Origin of the sequence: Streptomyces sp. ADI95-17, from assembly GCF_003846175.1 — a bacterium.
GTDB classification, from domain to species: Bacteria; Actinomycetota; Actinomycetes; order Streptomycetales; family Streptomycetaceae; genus Streptomyces; species Streptomyces sanglieri.
On sequence record NZ_ML123044.1, the window covers coordinates 56,997 to 74,418 of the forward strand.

Here is a 17,422-nt window from a genome sequence, read left to right on the forward strand (position 1 = left end):
CTTGCGGCTGACCCTACGGTCGGCGAGCTTGGTCGGAACGGACGGAATTCCGAGAGAAATCGCAGTCATGCGCTGAGCATCCCCAAGGTGTGGATCAAGGTCCCGAGATCGGCGGGCTCCGGCCTTCGAGGTTACGGCACCGGAGGCGGCGCGGAGCACACCGCGTACGGGAGTGCCACACAAAAGCGACGGCCCGGACACACACTGTGTGCCGGGCCGTCACTCGTGGTGCATGTGGTGCTCGGTGGGTCAGGAGATCTTGACCGGATTCACGATGTCGGCGACGAGCACCAGCAGTGTGAAGCAGATGAAGACCCCGGCGACGACATAGGCGACCGGCATCAGCTTGGCCACGTCGAACGGGCCCGGGTCGGGGCGCCGGAAGACCCGGGCCAGATTGCGGCGCAGGGCCTCCCAGAGCGCTCCGGCGATGTGCCCGCCGTCGAGCGGCAGCAACGGGAGCATGTTGAAGAGGAACAGCGACAGGTTGAAGCCGGCCAGCAGGAACAGCATCATCGCGATCTGGTTCTGCGCCGGTACGTCCAGCGTCATCACCTCGCCGCCGATCCTGGCCGCGCCGACCACACCGACCGGGGAGTCCGCCGCCCGTTCGCCGTCGCCGAAGGCCGCGTCCCACAGGCCCGGGATCTTGGACGGGAGGGCGATGATCGAGTCGACACCGTTCTCGATCATGTCTCCCATGCGGAGGACCGAGTCACCGAAGGAGAGCGGGACGATCTCGGTCTGGGCGGCGAAGCCGAGGTAGCCGGCCTGCACGAAGTCGCCGGGGACCACTTCGCCCTTGGAGTCCTTCTTCGCCACCAGGTTCTTCTTGAGGACGGCGTGGAGGGTCTTCTCCTGGCCGTCGCGCCGGACCGTGATGGTGGCGGGGCCGATGGTGTCGCGGATCCTGTCGGAGAGCGTGGCCCAGTCGTCGACCTTCTGTCCGTCGAAGGCGACGATCGTGTCGCCCTTCTTGAGCCCGGCCGCCAGTGCGGGCGAGACCGGGTCGGACTTCTTGCACTTGTCGCGGTTCTCGCTCTGCTCGATCACGCACTTCTGGACACCGGCCACCTCGGTGGTCTGGGTCTGGAAGCCGAAGGTCATCGCCACGCCCAGGAAGATCGCGACCGCGAGGACCAGGTTCATGAACGGTCCGGCGAACATCACGATGACGCGCTTCCACGGCTTGCGCGTGTAGAACAGGCGCTTCTCGTCACCCGGTTCGAGCTCTTCGAAGGCGGCGGACCTGGCGTCCTCGATCATGCCGCGCCAGGGCGAGGTGGACCGCGCCTCCAGGCGCCCGTCCGGTCCGGGCGGGAACATGCCGATCATGCGGATGTAGCCGCCGGCCGGGATGGCCTTGATCCCGTACTCGGTGTCGCCCTTCTTCCGGGACCAGACCGTCGGCCCGAAGCCCACCATGTACTGGGGGACGCGGATGCCGAAGAGCTTCGCGGTCGACAGGTGCCCCAGCTCGTGCCAGGCGATCGAGAACAGCAGACCGATGGCGAAGACGACGATGCCCAGAATCGTCAGCAGGACCGTCGTAATACTCATGCGCGCGCCTCCGCTGTCGCTTTCGCCGAGAGTTCACGGGCCCGGGCTCGTGCCCAGGTCTCCGCTTCCAGGACGTCTGCGACCGTGAGCGAAGTTCCCGTGGCGGGGGTGCCGTGTTCGGCCACCACCGCCGTGACCGTATCCATGATTCCGTTGAACGGCAGCCGTCCTGCGAGGAATGCGTCGACACATTCCTCGTTGGCGGCGTTGAAGACGGCCGGTGCGGTGGCGCCGAGGGTGCCGACGTGCCTGGCCAGGCCCACGGACGGGAAGGCCTCGTCGTCGAGCGGGAAGAACTCCCAGCTGGACGCCTTCGACCAGTCGAAGGCGGGCGCGGCGTCCGGGACGCGCCGGGGCCAGCCGAGGCCGATGGCGATCGGGCCGCACATGTCCGGGGGTGTGGCCTGGGCGAGGGTGGAGCCGTCGGTGAACTCCACCATGGAGTGGACGTACGACTGGGGGTGGACCACGACCTCGATCCGGTCGAACGGGATGTCGTACAGGAGATGCGCCTCGATGACCTCAAGGCCCTTGTTGACCAGGGTGGCGGAGTTGACCGTGATGACCGGTCCCATGGCCCAGGTCGGGTGGGCGAGGGCCTGCTCGCGGGTGACGTCCGCCAGTTCGCTCCTGGTCCGTCCCCGGAAGGGGCCGCCGGAGGCGGTGACGACGAGCTTGCGTACGTCGGCGCGGGTGCCGGCGCCGAGCGCCTGGAAGAGTGCGGCGTGCTCGGAGTCGACCGGGATGATCTGGCCGGGCTTCGCCAGCGCCTTGACCAGCGGGCCGCCGACGATCAGCGACTCCTTGTTGGCCAGGGCGAGCGTGCGGCCCGCTTCGAGCGCGGCGAGGGTGGGGGCGAGTCCGATCGAGCCGGTGATTCCGTTGAGCACGGTGTGGCAGTCGCCCGCCGCCAGCTGCGCGGCCGCGTCGGGCCCTGCCAGGATCTCGGGGAGCGGCTCGCCCGTCCCGTACTGCTCCCGCAGCGCCTCGCGGAGGGCCGGTACGGCGTCCGGCGCGGCGACGGCGACGGTACGCACCCGCAGCCGGCGCGCCTGCTCGGCGAGGAGGGCGACCCGTCCGCCCGCGGCGGAGAGCGCGGTGACCCGGAAGAGGTCGGGGTTGCGCAGCACCAGGTCGATGGCCTGGGTGCCGATGGATCCGGTCGAGCCGAGGATGACGAGATCCCGGCGGCCTTCCGCGGCATCGAAGACGAGGTGCGGGTCGGCGAGGGGGGCAGGACTGTCGCTCATGCCCCCCATTGTTGCCGCATCGCCTGTGCGTGTGGACAGTGCGTCCCGTCCACCGGGGCGTTCGGGCCGGACGGGGCACGTCGGCGGATGGACGTGCCCCGTCCGGCGGCGGGTGGTTCAGCGGACGGTCCGGTGGACGTTCTCCCTGGTGGACGGTCCCGGGGTGGCGTCGGCGATCCAGGGTCCTTCGCCGCTCGGGTCGATGACGCCTTCTTCCAGCCAGGTGTACGCGCCGGACAGGACGCCGTCGACCAGGCGCCGGTCCAGGTCGTCGGTGTTGGACCACAGGCGGGTGAAGAGTTCCTCGACGCGGACCCGGGACTGGTGGCAGAACACGTCGGCGAGCCGGTAGGCCTCGCGTCCGTGGTCGTCCGTGGAGCGCAGCAGTTCGGCGCGGACGCAGGCGGCGCTCATCGCGAAGAGTTCGGCGCCGATGTCGACGATCCGGCCGAGGAAGCCCTGTTTGGTCTCCATCCGGCCCTGCCAGCGCGACATGGCGTAGAAGGTGGAGCGGGCCAGTCTGCGCGAGGCGCGTTCCACGTAGCGCAGATGGGCGGCCAGGTCGGGGTGGCCGGGAGGGTTGAACTCCCCGTACGTACGCGGCAGTTGCCCCGGTCCGGTGACGAGGCGGGGCAGCCAGCGGGCGTAGAAGCCGGCCGCGTTCGCGCCTGCCTTCGCCTTGGCGGAGAGGGGTTTGTCGGGGTCGATGATGTCCCCGGCGACCTTCAGATGGGCGTCGACGGCCTCGCGGGCGATCAGCAGATGCATGATCTCGGTGGAGCCCTCGAAGATCCGGTTGATCCGCAGGTCGCGCAGGAGTTGTTCGGCGGGTACGGCCCGCTCGCCGCGGGCGGCGAGGGAGTCGGCGGTCTCGAAGCCGCGGCCGCCCCGGATCTGGACGAGCTCGTCCGCCATCAGGCAGCCCATCTCGGAGCCGTAGAGCTTGGCCAGGGCCGCTTCGATGCGGATGTCGTTGCGGTTCTCGTCGGCCATCTGGGAGGCGAGGTCGACCACCGCTTCGAGGGCGAAGGTGGTCGCGGCGATGAAGGAGATCTTGGCACCGACGGCCTCGTGCCGGGCGACCGGTCTGCCCCACTGCTCGCGGACCGCGGACCATTCGCGGGCGATCTTCAGGCACCACTTCCCGGCGCCGACGCACATGGCGGGCAGCGAGAGCCGACCCGTGTTGAGCGTGGTGAGGGCGATCTTGAGCCCGGCGCCCTCGGGGCCGATGCGGTTGGCGGCCGGGACCCGGACCCGGTGGAAGCGGGTGACGCCGTTCTCCAGTCCGCGCAGGCCCATGAAGGCGTTGCGGTTCTCGACGGTGATGCCCGGGGAGTCCGCCTCGACGACGAAGGCCGTGATGCCGCCCTTGTGGCCTTCCGACTCGGGCACCCGGGCCATCACGACGAGCAGGTCGGCGACGACGCCGTTGGTCGTCCAGAGCTTCACCCCGTCCAGGACGTAGTCGGGCCCGTCCGGGACGGCCGAGGTGGCGAGCCGGGCCGGGTCGGAGCCGACGTCCGGTTCGGTGAGGAGGAACGCCGAGATGTCGGTACGGGCCAGCCGGGGCAGGAAGGTGTCCTTCTGCTCCTGGCTGCCGAAGATCTTCAACGGCTGCGGCACACCGATGGACTGGTGGGCGGAGAGCAGCGCGCCGATGGCCGGGCTGACGGAGCCGACCAGGGCGAGGGCCTTGTTGTAGTAGACCTGGGTGAGGCCGAGGCCGCCGTACTTGGGGTCGATCTTCATCCCGAGCGCGCCGAGTTCCTTGAGGCCGCTGATCACCTCGTCGGGGATTCTCGCCTCGCGCTCGATCAGGGCGCTGTCGATCCTCGTCTCGCAGAACTCGCGCAGCCGGGAGAGGAACGCCTCGCCTCGCCGGACGTCGTCCGCGGGTGGCAGCGGATGCGGGTGGATCAGGTCCAGCCGGAAGCGCCCGAGGAAGAGTTCCTTGGCGAAGCTGGGCTTGTGCCAGTCCTGTTCGCGTGCGGCCTCGGCCACTTGGCGTGCTTCGCGTTCGGTGACCCGGGGCGTGTTCTTCGGTGCGGATGGTGCGGACATGAGGAGCTCACCTCGCCGCGCTGTGAGTGGGTGGACGCGGCCGGTCCGCGGGGGAAGCACCCACGGGTACCAACCGGCTCTACTCGTCCGTATGTACCCGATTCCCGGCACCCCCACCATCCCCAGGGCGCCGATCGGGTCGGGGGCCACTCCACTGACCCGCCTGCGGTGGCGGACACGGCGGAAAGACGGAGATGGCCTGAACCCCCGCACAGTGGGTTCAGGCCATCTCGCTGTCGCCTGCTGTCGTGCTGTCCAGGCGGAACACAGGCGACGTCGGTGGATCGGTCTCGATCCTGTTCGCGGACTACAGGGCGAGGCCGGTGAGGACCAGCACGCGCTCGTAGGTGTAGTCGTCCATGGCGTAGCGGACGCCCTCGCGGCCGACGCCGGACTGCTTGGCGCCGCCGTACGGCATCTGGTCCGCGCGGTAGGAGGGGACGTCGCCGATGATCACGCCGCCGACCTCAAGGGCGCGGTGGGCGCGGAAGGCGGTCTGCAGGTCGTGCGTGAACACGCCTGCCTGCAGGCCGTACTTGGAGGAGTTGACGGCCTCGAACGCCTCGGCCTCGCCGTCCACCTTCTGCACGGACAGCACCGGTCCGAAGACCTCCTCGCAGGAGAGGGTGACGTTGTCCGGGAGCTCGGCGAGCACGGTCGGCGCGTAGGTGGCGCCGTCGCGCTTGCCGCCGGTGAGCAGCTGGGCGCCGGCCCGGACGGCCTCGTCGACCCAGGACTCGACGCGCTTGGCGGCGTCCTCGCTGACCAGCGGGCCGACGTCGGTGGCGGCGTCCGACGGGTCGCCGGTGACCTGGGCCTCGACGGCCGCGACGATCTTCGGGAGCAGCCGGTCGTAGACCGAGGCGTCCGCGATGACGCGCTGCACCGAGATGCAGGACTGGCCGCCCTGGTAGTTGGAGAAGGTCGCGATCCGGGTCGCGGCCCAGTCCAGGTCCTGGTCCGAGGCGTAGTCGCCGAGGACGACCGCCGCGCCGTTGCCGCCGAGCTCCAGGGTGCAGTGCTTGCGGGGCACCGACTCCAGGATCGAGTAGCCGACCGGGCCGGAGCCGGTGAAGGAGATGACCGGGAGGCGCTCGTCCTGGACCAGGGCGGGCATGCGGTCGTTGGGGACGGTCAGCACGGACCACGAACCGGCCGGCAGGTCGGTCTCGGCCAGCAGCTCGCCGAGGATCAGCGAGGAGATCGGCGTGGCCGGGGCGGGCTTCAGGATGATCGGCGCACCGACGGCGATGGCCGGGGCCACCTTGTGGGCGCTCAGGTTCAGCGGGAAGTTGAAGGGCGCGATGCCGAGGACCGTGCCGCGCGGGAAGCGGCGGGTCAGGCCGAGCCGGCCGGTGCCGCCGGCGTCGGTGTCCAGGCGCTGGGCGTCGCCGCCGTTGAAGCGGCGGGCCTCCTCCGAGGCGAACCGGAACACGGAGACGGCGCGGCCGACCTCGCCGCGGGCCCACTTGATGGGCTTGCCGTTCTCGGCGGAGATCAGCTGGGCGATCTCCTCGGTGCGCTCCACCAGACGCCGTACGACGTGGTCGAGTGCGGCGGCCCGGACGTGGGCCGGGGTCGCGGCGAACTCCTCGCGCACGGCGTGCGCGGCCGCGACGGCCTCCTCGATCTGGGCGTCGGTCGGCACGCTGACGGTGCCGACGAGACGGCCGTCCCAGGGGTTGGTGACGTCGAAGCTGTCCTCGCCGGTGGCCTGGCGGCCGGCGAGCCAGAAGGCGTGGGTGGAGGTCATGGAGGTTCCGGCCCTTCGGAGCGGTGGGGATTTCCTGCCCCCACCGTAGGGCCGCACGGCCGTCCTGGCGTTTGTCCGGGGTGGAGCAGTGCGCGCCGGGGACGCTCCGGTTTGTCGGAGGCGGCCGGAACGGATGGCTCCGGTGCGGTGGCTACGCCTCCGGTGCCGACGGGGCGCCGGTCGCCTTGAGCGCCAGCCACAGCTCCATCCGGACGTCCGGGTCGTCCAGCGAGCGGCCCAGGATCTCCTCGACCCGGCGCATCCGGTAGCGCAGGGTGTGGCGGTGCACCCCCAGGTCCGCGGCGGCGGCGTCCCACTGGCCGTGGTGGGCGAGCCAGGCCCGCAGCGAGGCGACGAGGTCGCCGCGTCCCTTGGCGTCGTGCTCGTGCAGGGCGCGGAGCATTCCGTCGGCGAAGGCCCGTACCGCGTCGTCGGCGAGCAGCGGCAGCACCGAGCCGGCCGCCAGTTCCTCGTGCTCGACCAGTGCCCTGCCCCGGCGGCGGGCCACCGACAGGGCCTGCTCGGCCTGCTTGTACGCGGCGGAGACGGCGATCGGGCCGGCCGGTGCGGAGAGGCCCACGACCACCTGGTCCTCCTCCGGCTTGGCCCCTTCGGCGGGCGCCCGCGCCTCCTGGGCCTCCGCGTGGGCCGTGCAGGCGGCGACCGCGGCGCCGCCGTCCGCGGCCAGGACGACGAGCCGGTCGCCCTCGGGGACGGTCAGCAGGGTCTCGCCGGTCCGCAGTGCCGCCGCCTCCATCACCTCGCCGAGCGACGCGGGGGCGGCCGGGTCGGACCCCTCCGCGATGAGCAGCCGGAACGGGGCGTCGAGCAGCCCCCCGTACAGGTCTCCGGCGACGGCCCGGGCGTGGTCCGGCTGGCCGGCGAGCAGCATCCGAAGCACCGCCGCGCCGAGCCGCTGTTCGGCGCCCTGGAGGGACCGGGAGCGGGCGGTTATCAGGGTCAGCAGGGCGACGGCCGAGTGCACGGCGTACCGGTCGGCGGTGCCGAGCGCCGCTCCGGTGCCCACGGCCAGCGCTCCCCTGCCCCGGCGGCCGGTGCCCAGGGACTGGAGTTCGATCCGGTCGTCGGTGTCGCCGACGACGATGCTGGCGGGGGCCGGGCGGTCCCGCAGCCGTTCCACGTCGGGGGTGAGCCGGGCGGCGCGGCGGGCGGCCCATTCGGGGGCGGCGGCGACGACCTGGCCGGCCGCGTCGTACAGCGCGGCCCAGCCGTCGAGGTGGGCGGCGAGCCGGGTGAGGAGTTCGCCGGGTCCGTCGCCCGCGAGGGCGGCCCTGGTCAGTTCCCGCTGCACCTCGAAACCGGCGGTCACGGCCCGGTACTGTTCCTCGGCGATCGCCGAGGAGACGGCCTTGGCGATGGCGATGAACGGGGTGCGGCGGGGTACTTCGAGGAGCGGCAGCTTCGCCTCCTCGGCCGCGTCGATCAGCGCCTGCGGCACTTCGTCGTAGTTGACGCCGACGGCGAAGCCCAGGCCGACGACCCCGGCCCCGGCCAGCCGGCGCACGTACCGCCGCATCGCCTCGGGGTTCTCGGCGTCGAGGTTGGTGGCGGTGACGAGCAGGAACTCGCCGCCCTCCATGTACGGCACGGGGTCGGTCAGCTCGCTGGCGTGTGCCCAGCGCACGGGCGCGTCGAGCCGGTCCGCCCCCGCGCGCACGGTGAGTCTGAGCGCCGAGTGCTGGACGAGCGAGGCGAGAGTGAGGGGCATGGGGACCGCTGGACCTCGGGGAGTCGGTTTTCGCCGTCCCGTATGAACGACTCCTGCCAATTCTGCCAGAGCGGCAGGGTCCGGCATGACCACGGCCAGCGGCGGGGCACGGGCCGTGCCCCGCGCCGCTCAGCCGTTCAGATCCACCAGCAGCGGGGGCACGTGCTCACCGTCGACCGTCGTCATGGAGAGGACCGCGTGGCCCGCGGGCAGCTCGTAGGCCAGTGCGGAGGCGGACCAGCGCTCGCGCTCCACCTGCCGCACGGTGACCGCGTCGACGGTGACCGCCTTGCCGGTGGCGAGCTTGCGCAGCGCGTGCATGGCGCGGGTGAACGGCTGGTCGGCGAAGACCCCGTGCTGGGCCACCTCGCGGACGGAGACCCACTCCTTGCCCCAGGCCTCCGAGAACCGCTTGCCGTCCCAGGTGGTGACACCCGGGAAGATCATGCCGCATCCCACCGCGCCCAGCAGGGCCGCGTGCAGCCCCTCGGGAACGTCGTCGAGGGTGCGCAGCGCGAGTACGGCACCGGCGTTCACCGACCGGAGCCGCCTGATTCCCTGGACGGTCTCGGTGGTGATGGTGTGGGTCGCGTCGTCCAGCACCAGAGAGGCGAAGACCGATCGGTCGGTACGGGCGGCGACGATCGTGTTGAACTGTGCGAGGACGAGGCGGGCCAGCACCCTGGACGCCCCCGCGTGAGCACGTTCCGGAAGGTCGATCCGAACCCTCAGTGGGTGCTGCCCCAGGGAGCGGAGGGAGAAGGGGCGGGCCTCCGCACCGGTGGCGAAGAACCCGGCGAACGCCGGCCGGTCGAGGAGGGCGATGCGATCGGCCAGCAGCGATGCGGGCCCTCCCGGGCCGCCCTCCTGCCGGGTCCGGGTGTCCAGCTCACGGAGCATGGCCGAGTGACCGCCCGTTTCCAGGCAACGACGCAGCTCACCGAGGGTGGACTCGTCCCCGGCCAGCAGTTCCCGCAGCACCGGAACCGCCGGGAAGTGTCCGTGCACGGCTCGATAGGGGCCGAGCAGCTGGGCCAGGACCAGGGCCGCGCGTCGGCCGTCCAGGCCGGGAACATCCCCGGCCAGCCCCTCCGCGAGCGTGGCGGCGGCCTCATCGGGGTCGGTCGCCCCGCCGTACAGATCGAAGTCGTGGACGGACGAGGAATCACCGATCTTCACGACGACGTCGTACGCGTCGTCGGGCCCGAGCTGAGCCCCTGCGGCGCCGACCGCGAGCACCGCCGCCCGGCCCGTCAGGGCCTGAAGCGCCAGACTCTCCACGACCGGACGCACCAGCCTCGCCGTCTTGCCCGCGCCGGGCGGGCCGACCGCCAGCAGGGACGCGCCCAGGACGGCGGTGTCCAGTGCCGTCCCCGAGCCCCTGCGCGCGTACGGATTGCGTTCGTCGTCCGGGCAGCAGCCGATGCGGACCTGGCCGAGCAGCAGGTCGTGGCGTGCGGTCCGGAGCGGGAGGTCCCGGCGCCCCGAGGGGTGCAGGAAGGCGTCCGCCCCCCGGCGCACGACCGTTTCACCGAAGGACACCGGGCCGTCGTGACGGGTCCGCGCCCGCTCCCAGGCACGGTTCACCCGTACGCAGTCCACGTCGTTCATGCGCCCGGCACGCACGGCCGACGTGAGCACCTCCGCCGCGTCGGCGAGACCTGCGGCGCGCAGCTCCGGCCAGGTCGCCGCCTCTGTCCCGGTCGTGGTCGCGGGCGACGGACTGTCCGCGCCCTGCGAGCCGGTGGCCGCCCGCCGCGCCCGAAGACCACGGAGAGCGGCGCCCCAGTGCCCGGCCCGGCCGAACGGCAGCACGACGACGGCGACGGCCAGCGCGTAGGAGCCGTAGGCCGCCAGGGTGGCCAGCAGTTGGTTCCCGCTGAACAGCCAGCCCCTCACCCAGTAGAAGAAGACGTCCAGCAGCGGCACCTTCTGGGTCCAGATCAGCCACAGGGCCAGCAGCGCACCGAAGCCCGAGAGCATCAGCCGGACACGTTCCAGCCGGGGGCCCGCCCAGTACCGGACGAGCCCGGCCCAGTTGCCGACGCGGGCGGCCCACAGCCCCGCGAGCAGCACCAGCAGCTGGTGGTAGAGCGTCTCGATGCTGTACGCGGCGGCCGGGACCGACCCGGCCCGCAGAGTGTCGAAGAACCACCAGCTCCCCGGCGTGACCGCCTCCAGGGGCACCTTCACGTACGGGATCCGGAAGTCCGCCAGCAGCGCCCAGAGCACCAGCCAGAGCACCAGGGCGAGCAGCGGCCCGAGCAGCGAGGGGCGCGGCGGCCGCTCGGCGGCGCGCGGCACATGTCCGTACCGCCAGACGCCGGGCGCGGCGGCGGGGCGCAGGGCGTTCAGCCACTGCGCGGTCGACGGACCGGTCCCGGGAAGCCCGGCCGGCCTCGGCGGGGCGGCCGGCTGCCCGCTCCGGGGAGCACCGATGGGCATCGGCGGGGCGGCGGGCGGCGGCCCGGCCGGGCGCGGCACCGGAGGGCGGGGCACATCGGGCCGGCCGCCCTCCCCCTCGGTACCGCTCGTGCCCCGCGCACCGCGCGCGTCGTCGCTCTTCATGAACCGTTGCCCCCTGACCGGCCGGGTCCGTCCGTCTGCCCCGGTCAATCTAGTGGGCCCGCAGGGCGAGTTCAGCAAGGCACCGGCACCGGACCGCACGGTTTCGCCGCCCGCCCCGCCCCCTCGCTATGTCCGTGGCGGACAACGGCGCGCGACCACCACTCCCGAACGGAACATGCCGTACCCCCGGCCTCGCCCATAGCCTGGCCCAGAAGCGTCCGAAACATCCCCCCAGGAGCCCCTCATGACCGAAATCCCGCAGGAGCGCCGCGTCGTCACTGCCATTCCCGGCCCGAAGTCGGTGGAGCTGCAGGCCCGCCGTCTGGAGACGGTTGCCGCAGGTGTGGGCTCCACCCTGCCGGTGTTCACCGCCCGCGCCGGTGGCGGGATCATCGAGGACGTGGACGGCAACCGGCTGATCGACCTCGGCTCCGGTATCGCCGTGACGTCGGTCGGCGCCTCCGCCGAGGCCGTGGTGCGCCGCGCGTCCGCGCAGCTCGCCGACTTCACCCACACCTGTTTCATGGTCACGCCGTACGAGGGGTACGTCGAGGTCTGCGAGCAGCTCGCCGAGCTGACGCCGGGCGACCACGCCAAGAAGTCCGCGCTGTTCAACTCGGGCGCCGAGGCCGTCGAGAACGCGGTGAAGATCGCCCGCATCCACACCAAGCGCACCGCGGTCGTCGTCTTCGACCACGGCTACCACGGCCGCACCAACCTCACGATGGCGCTGACCGCCAAGAACATGCCGTACAAGCAGGGCTTCGGCCCGTTCGCGCCCGAGGTCTACCGGGTGCCGGTGGCGTACGGCTACCGCTGGCCGACCGGTGCCGAGAACGCCGGTGCCGAGGCGTCCGCCCAGGCCATCGACCAGATCAACAAGCAGATCGGCGCGGAGAACGTCGCCGCGATCATCATCGAGCCGGTGCTCGGCGAGGGCGGCTTCATCGAGCCGGCCAAGGGCTTCCTCCCGGCGATCGCCCAGTTCGCCAAGGACAACGGCATCGTCTTCGTCGCCGACGAGATCCAGTCCGGCTTCTGCCGTACCGGCCAGTGGTTCGCCTGCGAGGACGAGGGCATCGTCCCGGACCTGATCACCACCGCCAAGGGCATCGCGGGCGGTCTGCCGCTCTCCGCCGTGACCGGCCGCGCCGAGATCATGGACTCCGCCCACTCCGGCGGCCTCGGCGGCACCTACGGCGGCAACCCGGTCGCCTGCGCGGGTGCGCTCGGCGCCATCGAGACGATGCGCGAGCTGGACCTGAACGGGAAGGCCAGGCGCATCGAGGAGGTCATGAAGGGCCGCCTCGCCGAGATGCAGTCGAAGCTCGACAACGGCGACATCATCGGTGACATCCGCGGCCGCGGCGCGATGATCGCGATCGAGCTGGTGCAGTCCGGCACGAAGGACCCGAACCCGCAGGCCGCCGCGGCCCTCGCCAAGGCCTGCCACGCGGAGGGCGTGCTGGTCCTCACCTGCGGCACGTACGGCAACGTCCTGCGCTTCCTCCCGCCGCTGGTGATCGGCGAGGACCTGCTGAACGAGGCGCTCGACGTCATCGAGCAGGCTTTCGGCCGGATCTGACCTGTGCGAACCCCGGCGGCCGCGAACCGCGCTCTCGCAGGGGTTACGAGGGGCCCGCGTGAGGGCCTGTGAAGAACGTGTGCGGGGCCGATGGCGGGATCTGTTTCCCGCTGTCGGTCCCCCATCGGCTGCCGTACGGTTTCTGCAGATGAGAGAAACACCCCGCCCGCAGGGGACTGCGGGCGATGCCGGGCCGGAGCTTCCCCAGCGCCGTCCTGGCCGTGCCTTCGCGCACGCGGCTGGAGCCTCCGGCTCCGGAACTCCTCACCGATCGGATGGCCGCTCGCCCCAGACCCCCCGGGGCGTGCGGCAAACCGGTCCGACCGGCCGCCCCGGAACCACCCCCCCCTGTTCCCGGGCGGCCGGCTCATTTCCTCTTCACGGCCCTGTCGGCCGTGTTCCTCCTGGTGCTCTTCGCGCTCACGGCCTGGCAGGTCGCCGCCGGCGGTCCGCTGCGCGGACCGGACGAGCGGGCCGGCCGGGCCGTCGTCGGCCACGGGCCCGCCGGGCCGGCCGAATTCCTCGCCGATCTCGGCAATACGCAGATCGCGCTCCCGGTGCTGGGCTGCGCGATCGTGTGGACCCTGGTGCGCGGTGCTCGCCGTGCTCCGCTGTACGCGGCGCTCGCCATGGGCGCGGTGCCCCTGCTGGTCGTTCCGCTGAAGGCGTGGATCGCCCGTCCGGGACCGCTGACGGAGGCCACCGGCTACTTCCCGTCCGGTCATGCGGCGACGGCCGTGGTGGCGTACGGGGCGGCGGCGCTGCTGGTCGCGCCGTACGTGAGGCGACCGTGGTCGTGGATGATGCCCGTCGCCGCTGTCCTGCTGACCACGGCGACGGGCATCGGTCTGGTGCTGCGCGGCTATCACTGGCCGCTGGATGTGCTGGGCAGTTGGTTCCTGTGCGGGGCGGTGCTGCTGCCGTTGAGGGCTGTCCGGAACTCTCAGCCGCCGAAGTAGGCGTCGAAGTTCTTCGAGAACTCCCCGTTGTTGAAGCGGTCCCAGTTGATCGACCACGTCATCAGTCCGCGCAGCGCGGGCCAGGTCCCGTGGGTGGTGTAGGAGCCGCAGTCGGTCTTCTTCATCAGGCAGTTCAGCGCCTTGGTGACCTCGGCGGGCGAGGTGTGGCCGTTGCCCGCCTGGGTGGAGGCCGGCAGTCCGATGGCGACCTGGTCGGGGCGGAGCGCCGGGAAGACCTTGTTCTGGTCGCCCGCCACCGGGAAGCCGGTGAGCAGCATGTCGGTCATGGCGATGTGGAAGTCCGCGCCGCCCATCGAGTGGTACTGGTTGTCCAGGCCCATGATCGAGCCCGAGTTGTAGTCCTGGACGTGCAGCAGGGTCAGCTCGTCGCGCAGCGCGTGGATGACCGGGAGGTAGGCACCGGCCCGGGGGTCCTGGCCGCCCCAGGGGCCCGAGCCGTAGTACTGGTAGCCGAGCTGGACGAAGAAGGTCTCGGGGGCCATGGTCAGGACGAACTTGTCGCCGTACTTGGCCTTGAGGGACTTCACCGCGGAGATCAGGTTGACGACGACCGGGGTGGTGGGGTTGCGGAAGTCGGTGTCCCCGGTGTTCAGAGAGAGCGAGTGGCCCTCGAAGTCGATGTCGAGGCCGTCCAGACCGTACTCGTCGATGATCTTGCCGACGGAGGAGACGAACATGTCGCGGGCGGCGGTGGTGGCGAGCTGGACCTGGCCGTTCTGGCCGCCGATGGAGATGAGCACCTTCTTGCCCGCGGCCTGCTTGGCCTTGATGGCCGCCTTGAACTCGGCCACCGACTCGACGTTCGGGCACTCGGTGACCGGGCAGAGCGAGAAGCGGATGTCGCCGGAGGTGACCGAGGTGGGTTCGCCGAAGGCCAGGTCGATGACGTCCCAGGAGTCGGGCACGTCCGCCATCCGGGTGTAGCCGGAGCCGTTGGCGAAGCTGGAGTGCAGATAGCCGACGAGCGCGTGGGCGGGCAGGCCGCCTCCCCCGCTCCCGCCGCCGCCCGCCGTGGTGGTGGCCTGGACGGGCGCGGACTTGGCGGACTCCCCTGCGGAGTTGGTCGCGGTGACCTGGAAGCCGTACGCGGTCGACGCGGCGAGCCCGGACACGGTGGCGGAGGTGCCGGTGACCGAGAGGACCTTGGTGTCGCCCCGGTAGACGTTGTAGCCGGTGGCCCCGGAGGAGCCGGTCCAGGAGAGGCCGACGGAGGAGGCGGTGACCGTGCCGGCCCTGAGCCCGGTGGGGGCGGCCGGGAGCTCCGCCGGGGCGCCGCCCGGACCGACGAGGGTGAGGTCGTCGGCGTAGTAGGCGGGGGTGCCGAACCAGCCGTGGGTGTAGACGGTGACCCTGGTGGTCGACGGGCCGGTCCTGAACGTCGTGGTGAGCTGCTTCCAGTCGGCCGACGACTGGGTCCAGGTGGACACGTCGGTGGTACCGGTGCCCTCCGCGCCGAGGTAGACGTAGGAGCCCTGTACCCAGGCGCTCAGCGTGTAGGTGGAGTCCGGCTGGACCGCCACCTGCTGGGAGCACTTGGCGTTGTCGGCGCCGGCCGGGGTGGCCTTCAGCGCCGAAGTGCCGTTGTGGGCCGGGGTGCTGACGGCTGCGCCGCTGTTGCCGGTGCAGCTCCAGCCGTCCAGGCCGGACTCGAAGCCGCCGTTGCGCGCCAGGTCGGTGTCGGCAGCGGCGGCGGACGGTGCGAGGGCGGTCAGACCGCCGGCGGCGAGCAGGGCCGCCGCGAAGGCGGCCACGACTCCGGTAGATCGGGCGGGGGGTCCCGTGCGTTCCACAACGGCCTCCGTGCATGGGGGAATTGAGTGCGGCCGCCACAACATGGTCCAGACCAATCGGGTTGTCAAGACCTCTGACGGTCCCGGCCCACCCGCCCGGCCCCCGGGCCGTCCGCCGTCAGCCCCCGCTCTCGGCCCGTCCGGCCGCCGCCTCGTGCATCGCCAGCTCCAGGAGTGTCGCGTCGATGAGGGTTCCCGAACCGTCGGGCGGGATCAGCCAGCGCACCCCGCTGCCGGCCGCCCGGCCCGGATGGGGCACCACGATCCAGGTCCCCTGCCCCGCGCCCCGTACGCCGGTGCCGACCCAGCGGGCGGTGGTGCCCGGGGCCACGAAGAAGCCCATGCGGGCATCGCCGAAGTCACCGAGGACGGGCCCGGGCCTGTCGATGAGCCGGGTCAGTACGTCGAGGGTGGGATGTCCCAGCTCCCCCGGAAGAATCAGCACGTCCCAGCGCCGGCCGGCCGGAAGGAGCGCGACCCCCCGGGGATTGCGCTCCCATTCCCACCGGCACGCGTCCGGATCCGGCGCCACCGATGCCAGCCATTCGACCGCTGCCTTGACCCCCGCGCCAGCCATGACCTGTCTCCTGTTCCGTGTGCACCGGCCATGCGGTGCCGGTGCGTGCAAACGGGAGAGAGCGGTGGCGCCGATCGATTACGCGGGTTCGGCCGACGAATTCACGACGAACGGGCCGGTCACTCCTGGGAGTGACCGGCCCGTTCGGATTCAGCTGTCGAAGCCGAGCCCCAGCCGGTCCATCGTCCGCAGCCAGAGATTGCGGTGGCCGCCGTTGGCGTCCGCCCTGGCCAGGGACCGCTTGGTGAGCTCGATCCCGGCCCAGGCGAAGGGCTCGGGCGGGAACGGCATCGGCTTGCTGCGGACCATTTCCAGCGCGGTCCGTTCGTTCTGCTCGCCCGCCAGCAGATCGAGCATCACATCGGCCCCGAAACGGGTGGCGCCGACGCCGAGTCCGGTGAATCCGGCGGCATAGGAGACCCGGCCCTGATGGGCCGTGCCGAAGAAAGCGGAAAAGCGCGAACAGGTGTCGATCGCCCCGCCCCAGGCATGGCTGAAACGCACCCCGGCCAATTGCGGGAAACAGTCGAAGAACTGGCCCGCGAGCTTGAGGAAGGTCTCCGGACGCTGGTCGAGATCGGCGCTCAGCCGGCCGCCGTACGGATAGATCGCGTCATAGCCGCCCCACAGGATCCGGTTGTCCGCCGACAGCCGGAAATAGTGGAACTGATTGGCGCTGTCGCCCAGCCCCTGCCGGTTCTTCCAGCCGATGGAGGCGAGCTGGTCGGCGGTGAGCGGCTCGGTCATCAGCGCGTAGTCGTAGACCGGCACGGTGTACGGGCGCACCCGCTTGACCAGCGACGGGAAGATGTTCGTACCGAGGGCCACCCGGCGTGCGAAGACCCTTCCGTACGGGGTGCGGACCGCCATTCCCGTGGTGGTCCTGGCCAGTTCGAGTCCCCGGGTGTGTTCGTACACCCGCACACCCAGGTCGGCGCAGGCCCGCTTGAGGCCCCAGGCCAGCTTGGCGGGGTTCAGCATGGCGACCCCGCGCCGGTCCCAGAGGCCGCCCAGGAAGGTCGGTGAGTCGACCTCGGCGCGCAGCGCGTCCCGGTCCAGGAACTCCACCCCGGTGAAGCCGAGCTTCTCCATCTCCTGGTGCCATTCACGGAGCTCTTCGAGCTGGTGGGGCTCGGTGGCGACGTCGATCTCGCCGGTCCGCTCGAATTCGCAGTCGATCGAGTAGCGGGCGACGGCGGCCTCGATGGCATCGAGGTTCCGCTCGCCGAGCTCCTCCAGCTTGTGGACCTCGTCCGGCCAGCGCTCCAGGCCGTTGGGCAGGCCGTGGGTGAGGGAGGCGGCGCAGAATCCGCCGTTGCGGCCCGAGGCGGCCCAGCCCACCTCGTGCCCCTCGATCAGTACGACGTCCCGTTCCGGGTCGCGTTCCTTGGCGATCAGCGCGGTCCACAGTCCGCTGTAGCCGCCGCCGACGACCAGCAGATCGCAGTGCTCGTCACCGGTGAGCGCGGGCAGCGCCTCGGGCTTGCCGGGGTCGTCCAGCCAGAACGGGACCGGCTTCGCGTCGGAGAGTGATTGTGCAGCAGTACGCATGGCAGCTGGGGCCAT

11 protein-coding genes are annotated in these 17,422 nt (G+C 71.6%); 2 read left to right on the forward strand and 9 right to left on the reverse strand.

What is annotated here, in order from left to right; all coding sequences use genetic code 11:
- Positions 1–249: 249 nt before the first annotated feature.
- From EES42_RS00235 to EES42_RS00260, 6 genes are all read right to left on the reverse strand, one after another.
- Positions 250–1,560 carry a M50 family metallopeptidase gene (locus EES42_RS00235; RefSeq protein WP_124716087.1) on the reverse strand — a complete coding sequence of 437 codons (1,311 nt, stop codon included), beginning with the start codon at positions 1,558–1,560 and terminating at the stop codon, positions 250–252.
- On the reverse strand, positions 1,557–2,810 hold the full coding sequence (dxr, locus tag EES42_RS00240; RefSeq protein ID WP_124716088.1) for a 1-deoxy-D-xylulose-5-phosphate reductoisomerase: 1,254 nt from the start codon (positions 2,808–2,810) through the stop codon (positions 1,557–1,559). The genes EES42_RS00235 and dxr overlap by 4 nt, the downstream gene beginning before the upstream one ends.
- A 117-nt stretch (positions 2,811–2,927) precedes the next feature.
- Complete coding sequence (locus EES42_RS00245; RefSeq protein WP_124716089.1) at positions 2,928–4,874, reverse strand: acyl-CoA dehydrogenase family protein; 1,947 nt, start codon at positions 4,872–4,874, stop codon at positions 2,928–2,930.
- 307 nt (positions 4,875–5,181) lie between these two features.
- The gene (locus tag EES42_RS00250; RefSeq protein ID WP_124716090.1) at positions 5,182–6,627 is read right to left on the reverse strand and encodes an aldehyde dehydrogenase family protein; all 1,446 of its coding nucleotides are present in this window, start codon (positions 6,625–6,627) and stop codon (positions 5,182–5,184) included.
- A 151-nt stretch (positions 6,628–6,778) separates the two neighbouring features.
- Positions 6,779–8,356, reverse strand: a complete 1,578-nt coding sequence (locus EES42_RS00255) for a PucR family transcriptional regulator (RefSeq protein ID WP_124716091.1) — start codon at positions 8,354–8,356, stop codon at positions 6,779–6,781.
- Positions 8,357–8,485: 129 nt separating this feature from the next.
- The gene (locus EES42_RS00260) at positions 8,486–10,924 is read right to left on the reverse strand and encodes a type IV secretory system conjugative DNA transfer family protein (RefSeq protein ID WP_124716092.1); all 2,439 of its coding nucleotides are present in this window, start codon (positions 10,922–10,924) and stop codon (positions 8,486–8,488) included.
- A 244-nt stretch (positions 10,925–11,168) separates the two neighbouring features.
- On the opposite strand from EES42_RS00260, the gene gabT reads away from it, so the two are divergent.
- Together gabT and EES42_RS00270 are read left to right on the forward strand one after the other, a co-directional pair.
- Positions 11,169–12,509, forward strand: a complete 1,341-nt coding sequence (gene gabT, locus EES42_RS00265; RefSeq protein ID WP_124716093.1) for a 4-aminobutyrate--2-oxoglutarate transaminase — start codon at positions 11,169–11,171, stop codon at positions 12,507–12,509.
- Between the two features lie 395 nt (positions 12,510–12,904).
- Positions 12,905–13,468: a phosphatase PAP2 family protein gene (locus tag EES42_RS00270; protein ID WP_241196307.1), complete on the forward strand. Its 564-nt coding sequence runs from the start codon at positions 12,905–12,907 to the stop codon at positions 13,466–13,468.
- Here the strand turns inward: EES42_RS00270 and EES42_RS00275 are convergent.
- The 3 genes from EES42_RS00275 to EES42_RS00285 all read right to left on the reverse strand — a co-directional run bounded on the left by EES42_RS00275 (position 13,453) and on the right by EES42_RS00285 (position 17,422).
- Positions 13,453–15,279, reverse strand: coding sequence for a chitinase (locus EES42_RS00275; RefSeq protein ID WP_124716094.1), 1,827 nt, complete (start codon positions 15,277–15,279; stop codon positions 13,453–13,455). The genes EES42_RS00270 and EES42_RS00275 overlap by 16 nt on opposite strands.
- Positions 15,280–15,397: 118 nt before the next feature.
- Positions 15,398–15,856, reverse strand: coding sequence for a bifunctional DNA primase/polymerase (locus EES42_RS00280; protein ID WP_124716095.1), 459 nt, complete (start codon positions 15,854–15,856; stop codon positions 15,398–15,400).
- Between the two features lie 150 nt (positions 15,857–16,006).
- Positions 16,007–17,422 carry an NAD(P)/FAD-dependent oxidoreductase gene (locus EES42_RS00285; RefSeq protein ID WP_124716096.1) on the reverse strand — a complete coding sequence of 472 codons (1,416 nt, stop codon included), beginning with the start codon at positions 17,420–17,422 and terminating at the stop codon, positions 16,007–16,009.

What these genes read in the sequence shown, in the direction of transcription:
- gabT (WP_124716093.1), top strand. Translation starts at nt 11,169, where the DNA reads ATGACCGAAATCCCGCAGGAGCGCCGCGTCGTCACTGCCATTCCCGGC.
- EES42_RS00255 (WP_124716091.1), bottom strand. Translation starts at nt 8,356, where the DNA reads ATGCCCCTCACTCTCGCCTCGCTCGTCCAGCACTCGGCGCTCAGACTC.
- EES42_RS00260 (WP_124716092.1), bottom strand. Translation starts at nt 10,924, where the DNA reads ATGAAGAGCGACGACGCGCGCGGTGCGCGGGGCACGAGCGGTACCGAG.
- EES42_RS00285 (WP_124716096.1), bottom strand. Translation starts at nt 17,422, where the DNA reads ATGGCCCCAGCTGCCATGCGTACTGCTGCACAATCACTCTCCGACGCG.
- EES42_RS00245 (WP_124716089.1), bottom strand. Translation starts at nt 4,874, where the DNA reads ATGTCCGCACCATCCGCACCGAAGAACACGCCCCGGGTCACCGAACGC.
- EES42_RS00235 (WP_124716087.1), bottom strand. Translation starts at nt 1,560, where the DNA reads ATGAGTATTACGACGGTCCTGCTGACGATTCTGGGCATCGTCGTCTTC.
- dxr (WP_124716088.1), bottom strand. Translation starts at nt 2,810, where the DNA reads ATGAGCGACAGTCCTGCCCCCCTCGCCGACCCGCACCTCGTCTTCGAT.
- EES42_RS00280 (WP_124716095.1), bottom strand. Translation starts at nt 15,856, where the DNA reads ATGGCTGGCGCGGGGGTCAAGGCAGCGGTCGAATGGCTGGCATCGGTG.
- EES42_RS00250 (WP_124716090.1), bottom strand. Translation starts at nt 6,627, where the DNA reads ATGACCTCCACCCACGCCTTCTGGCTCGCCGGCCGCCAGGCCACCGGC.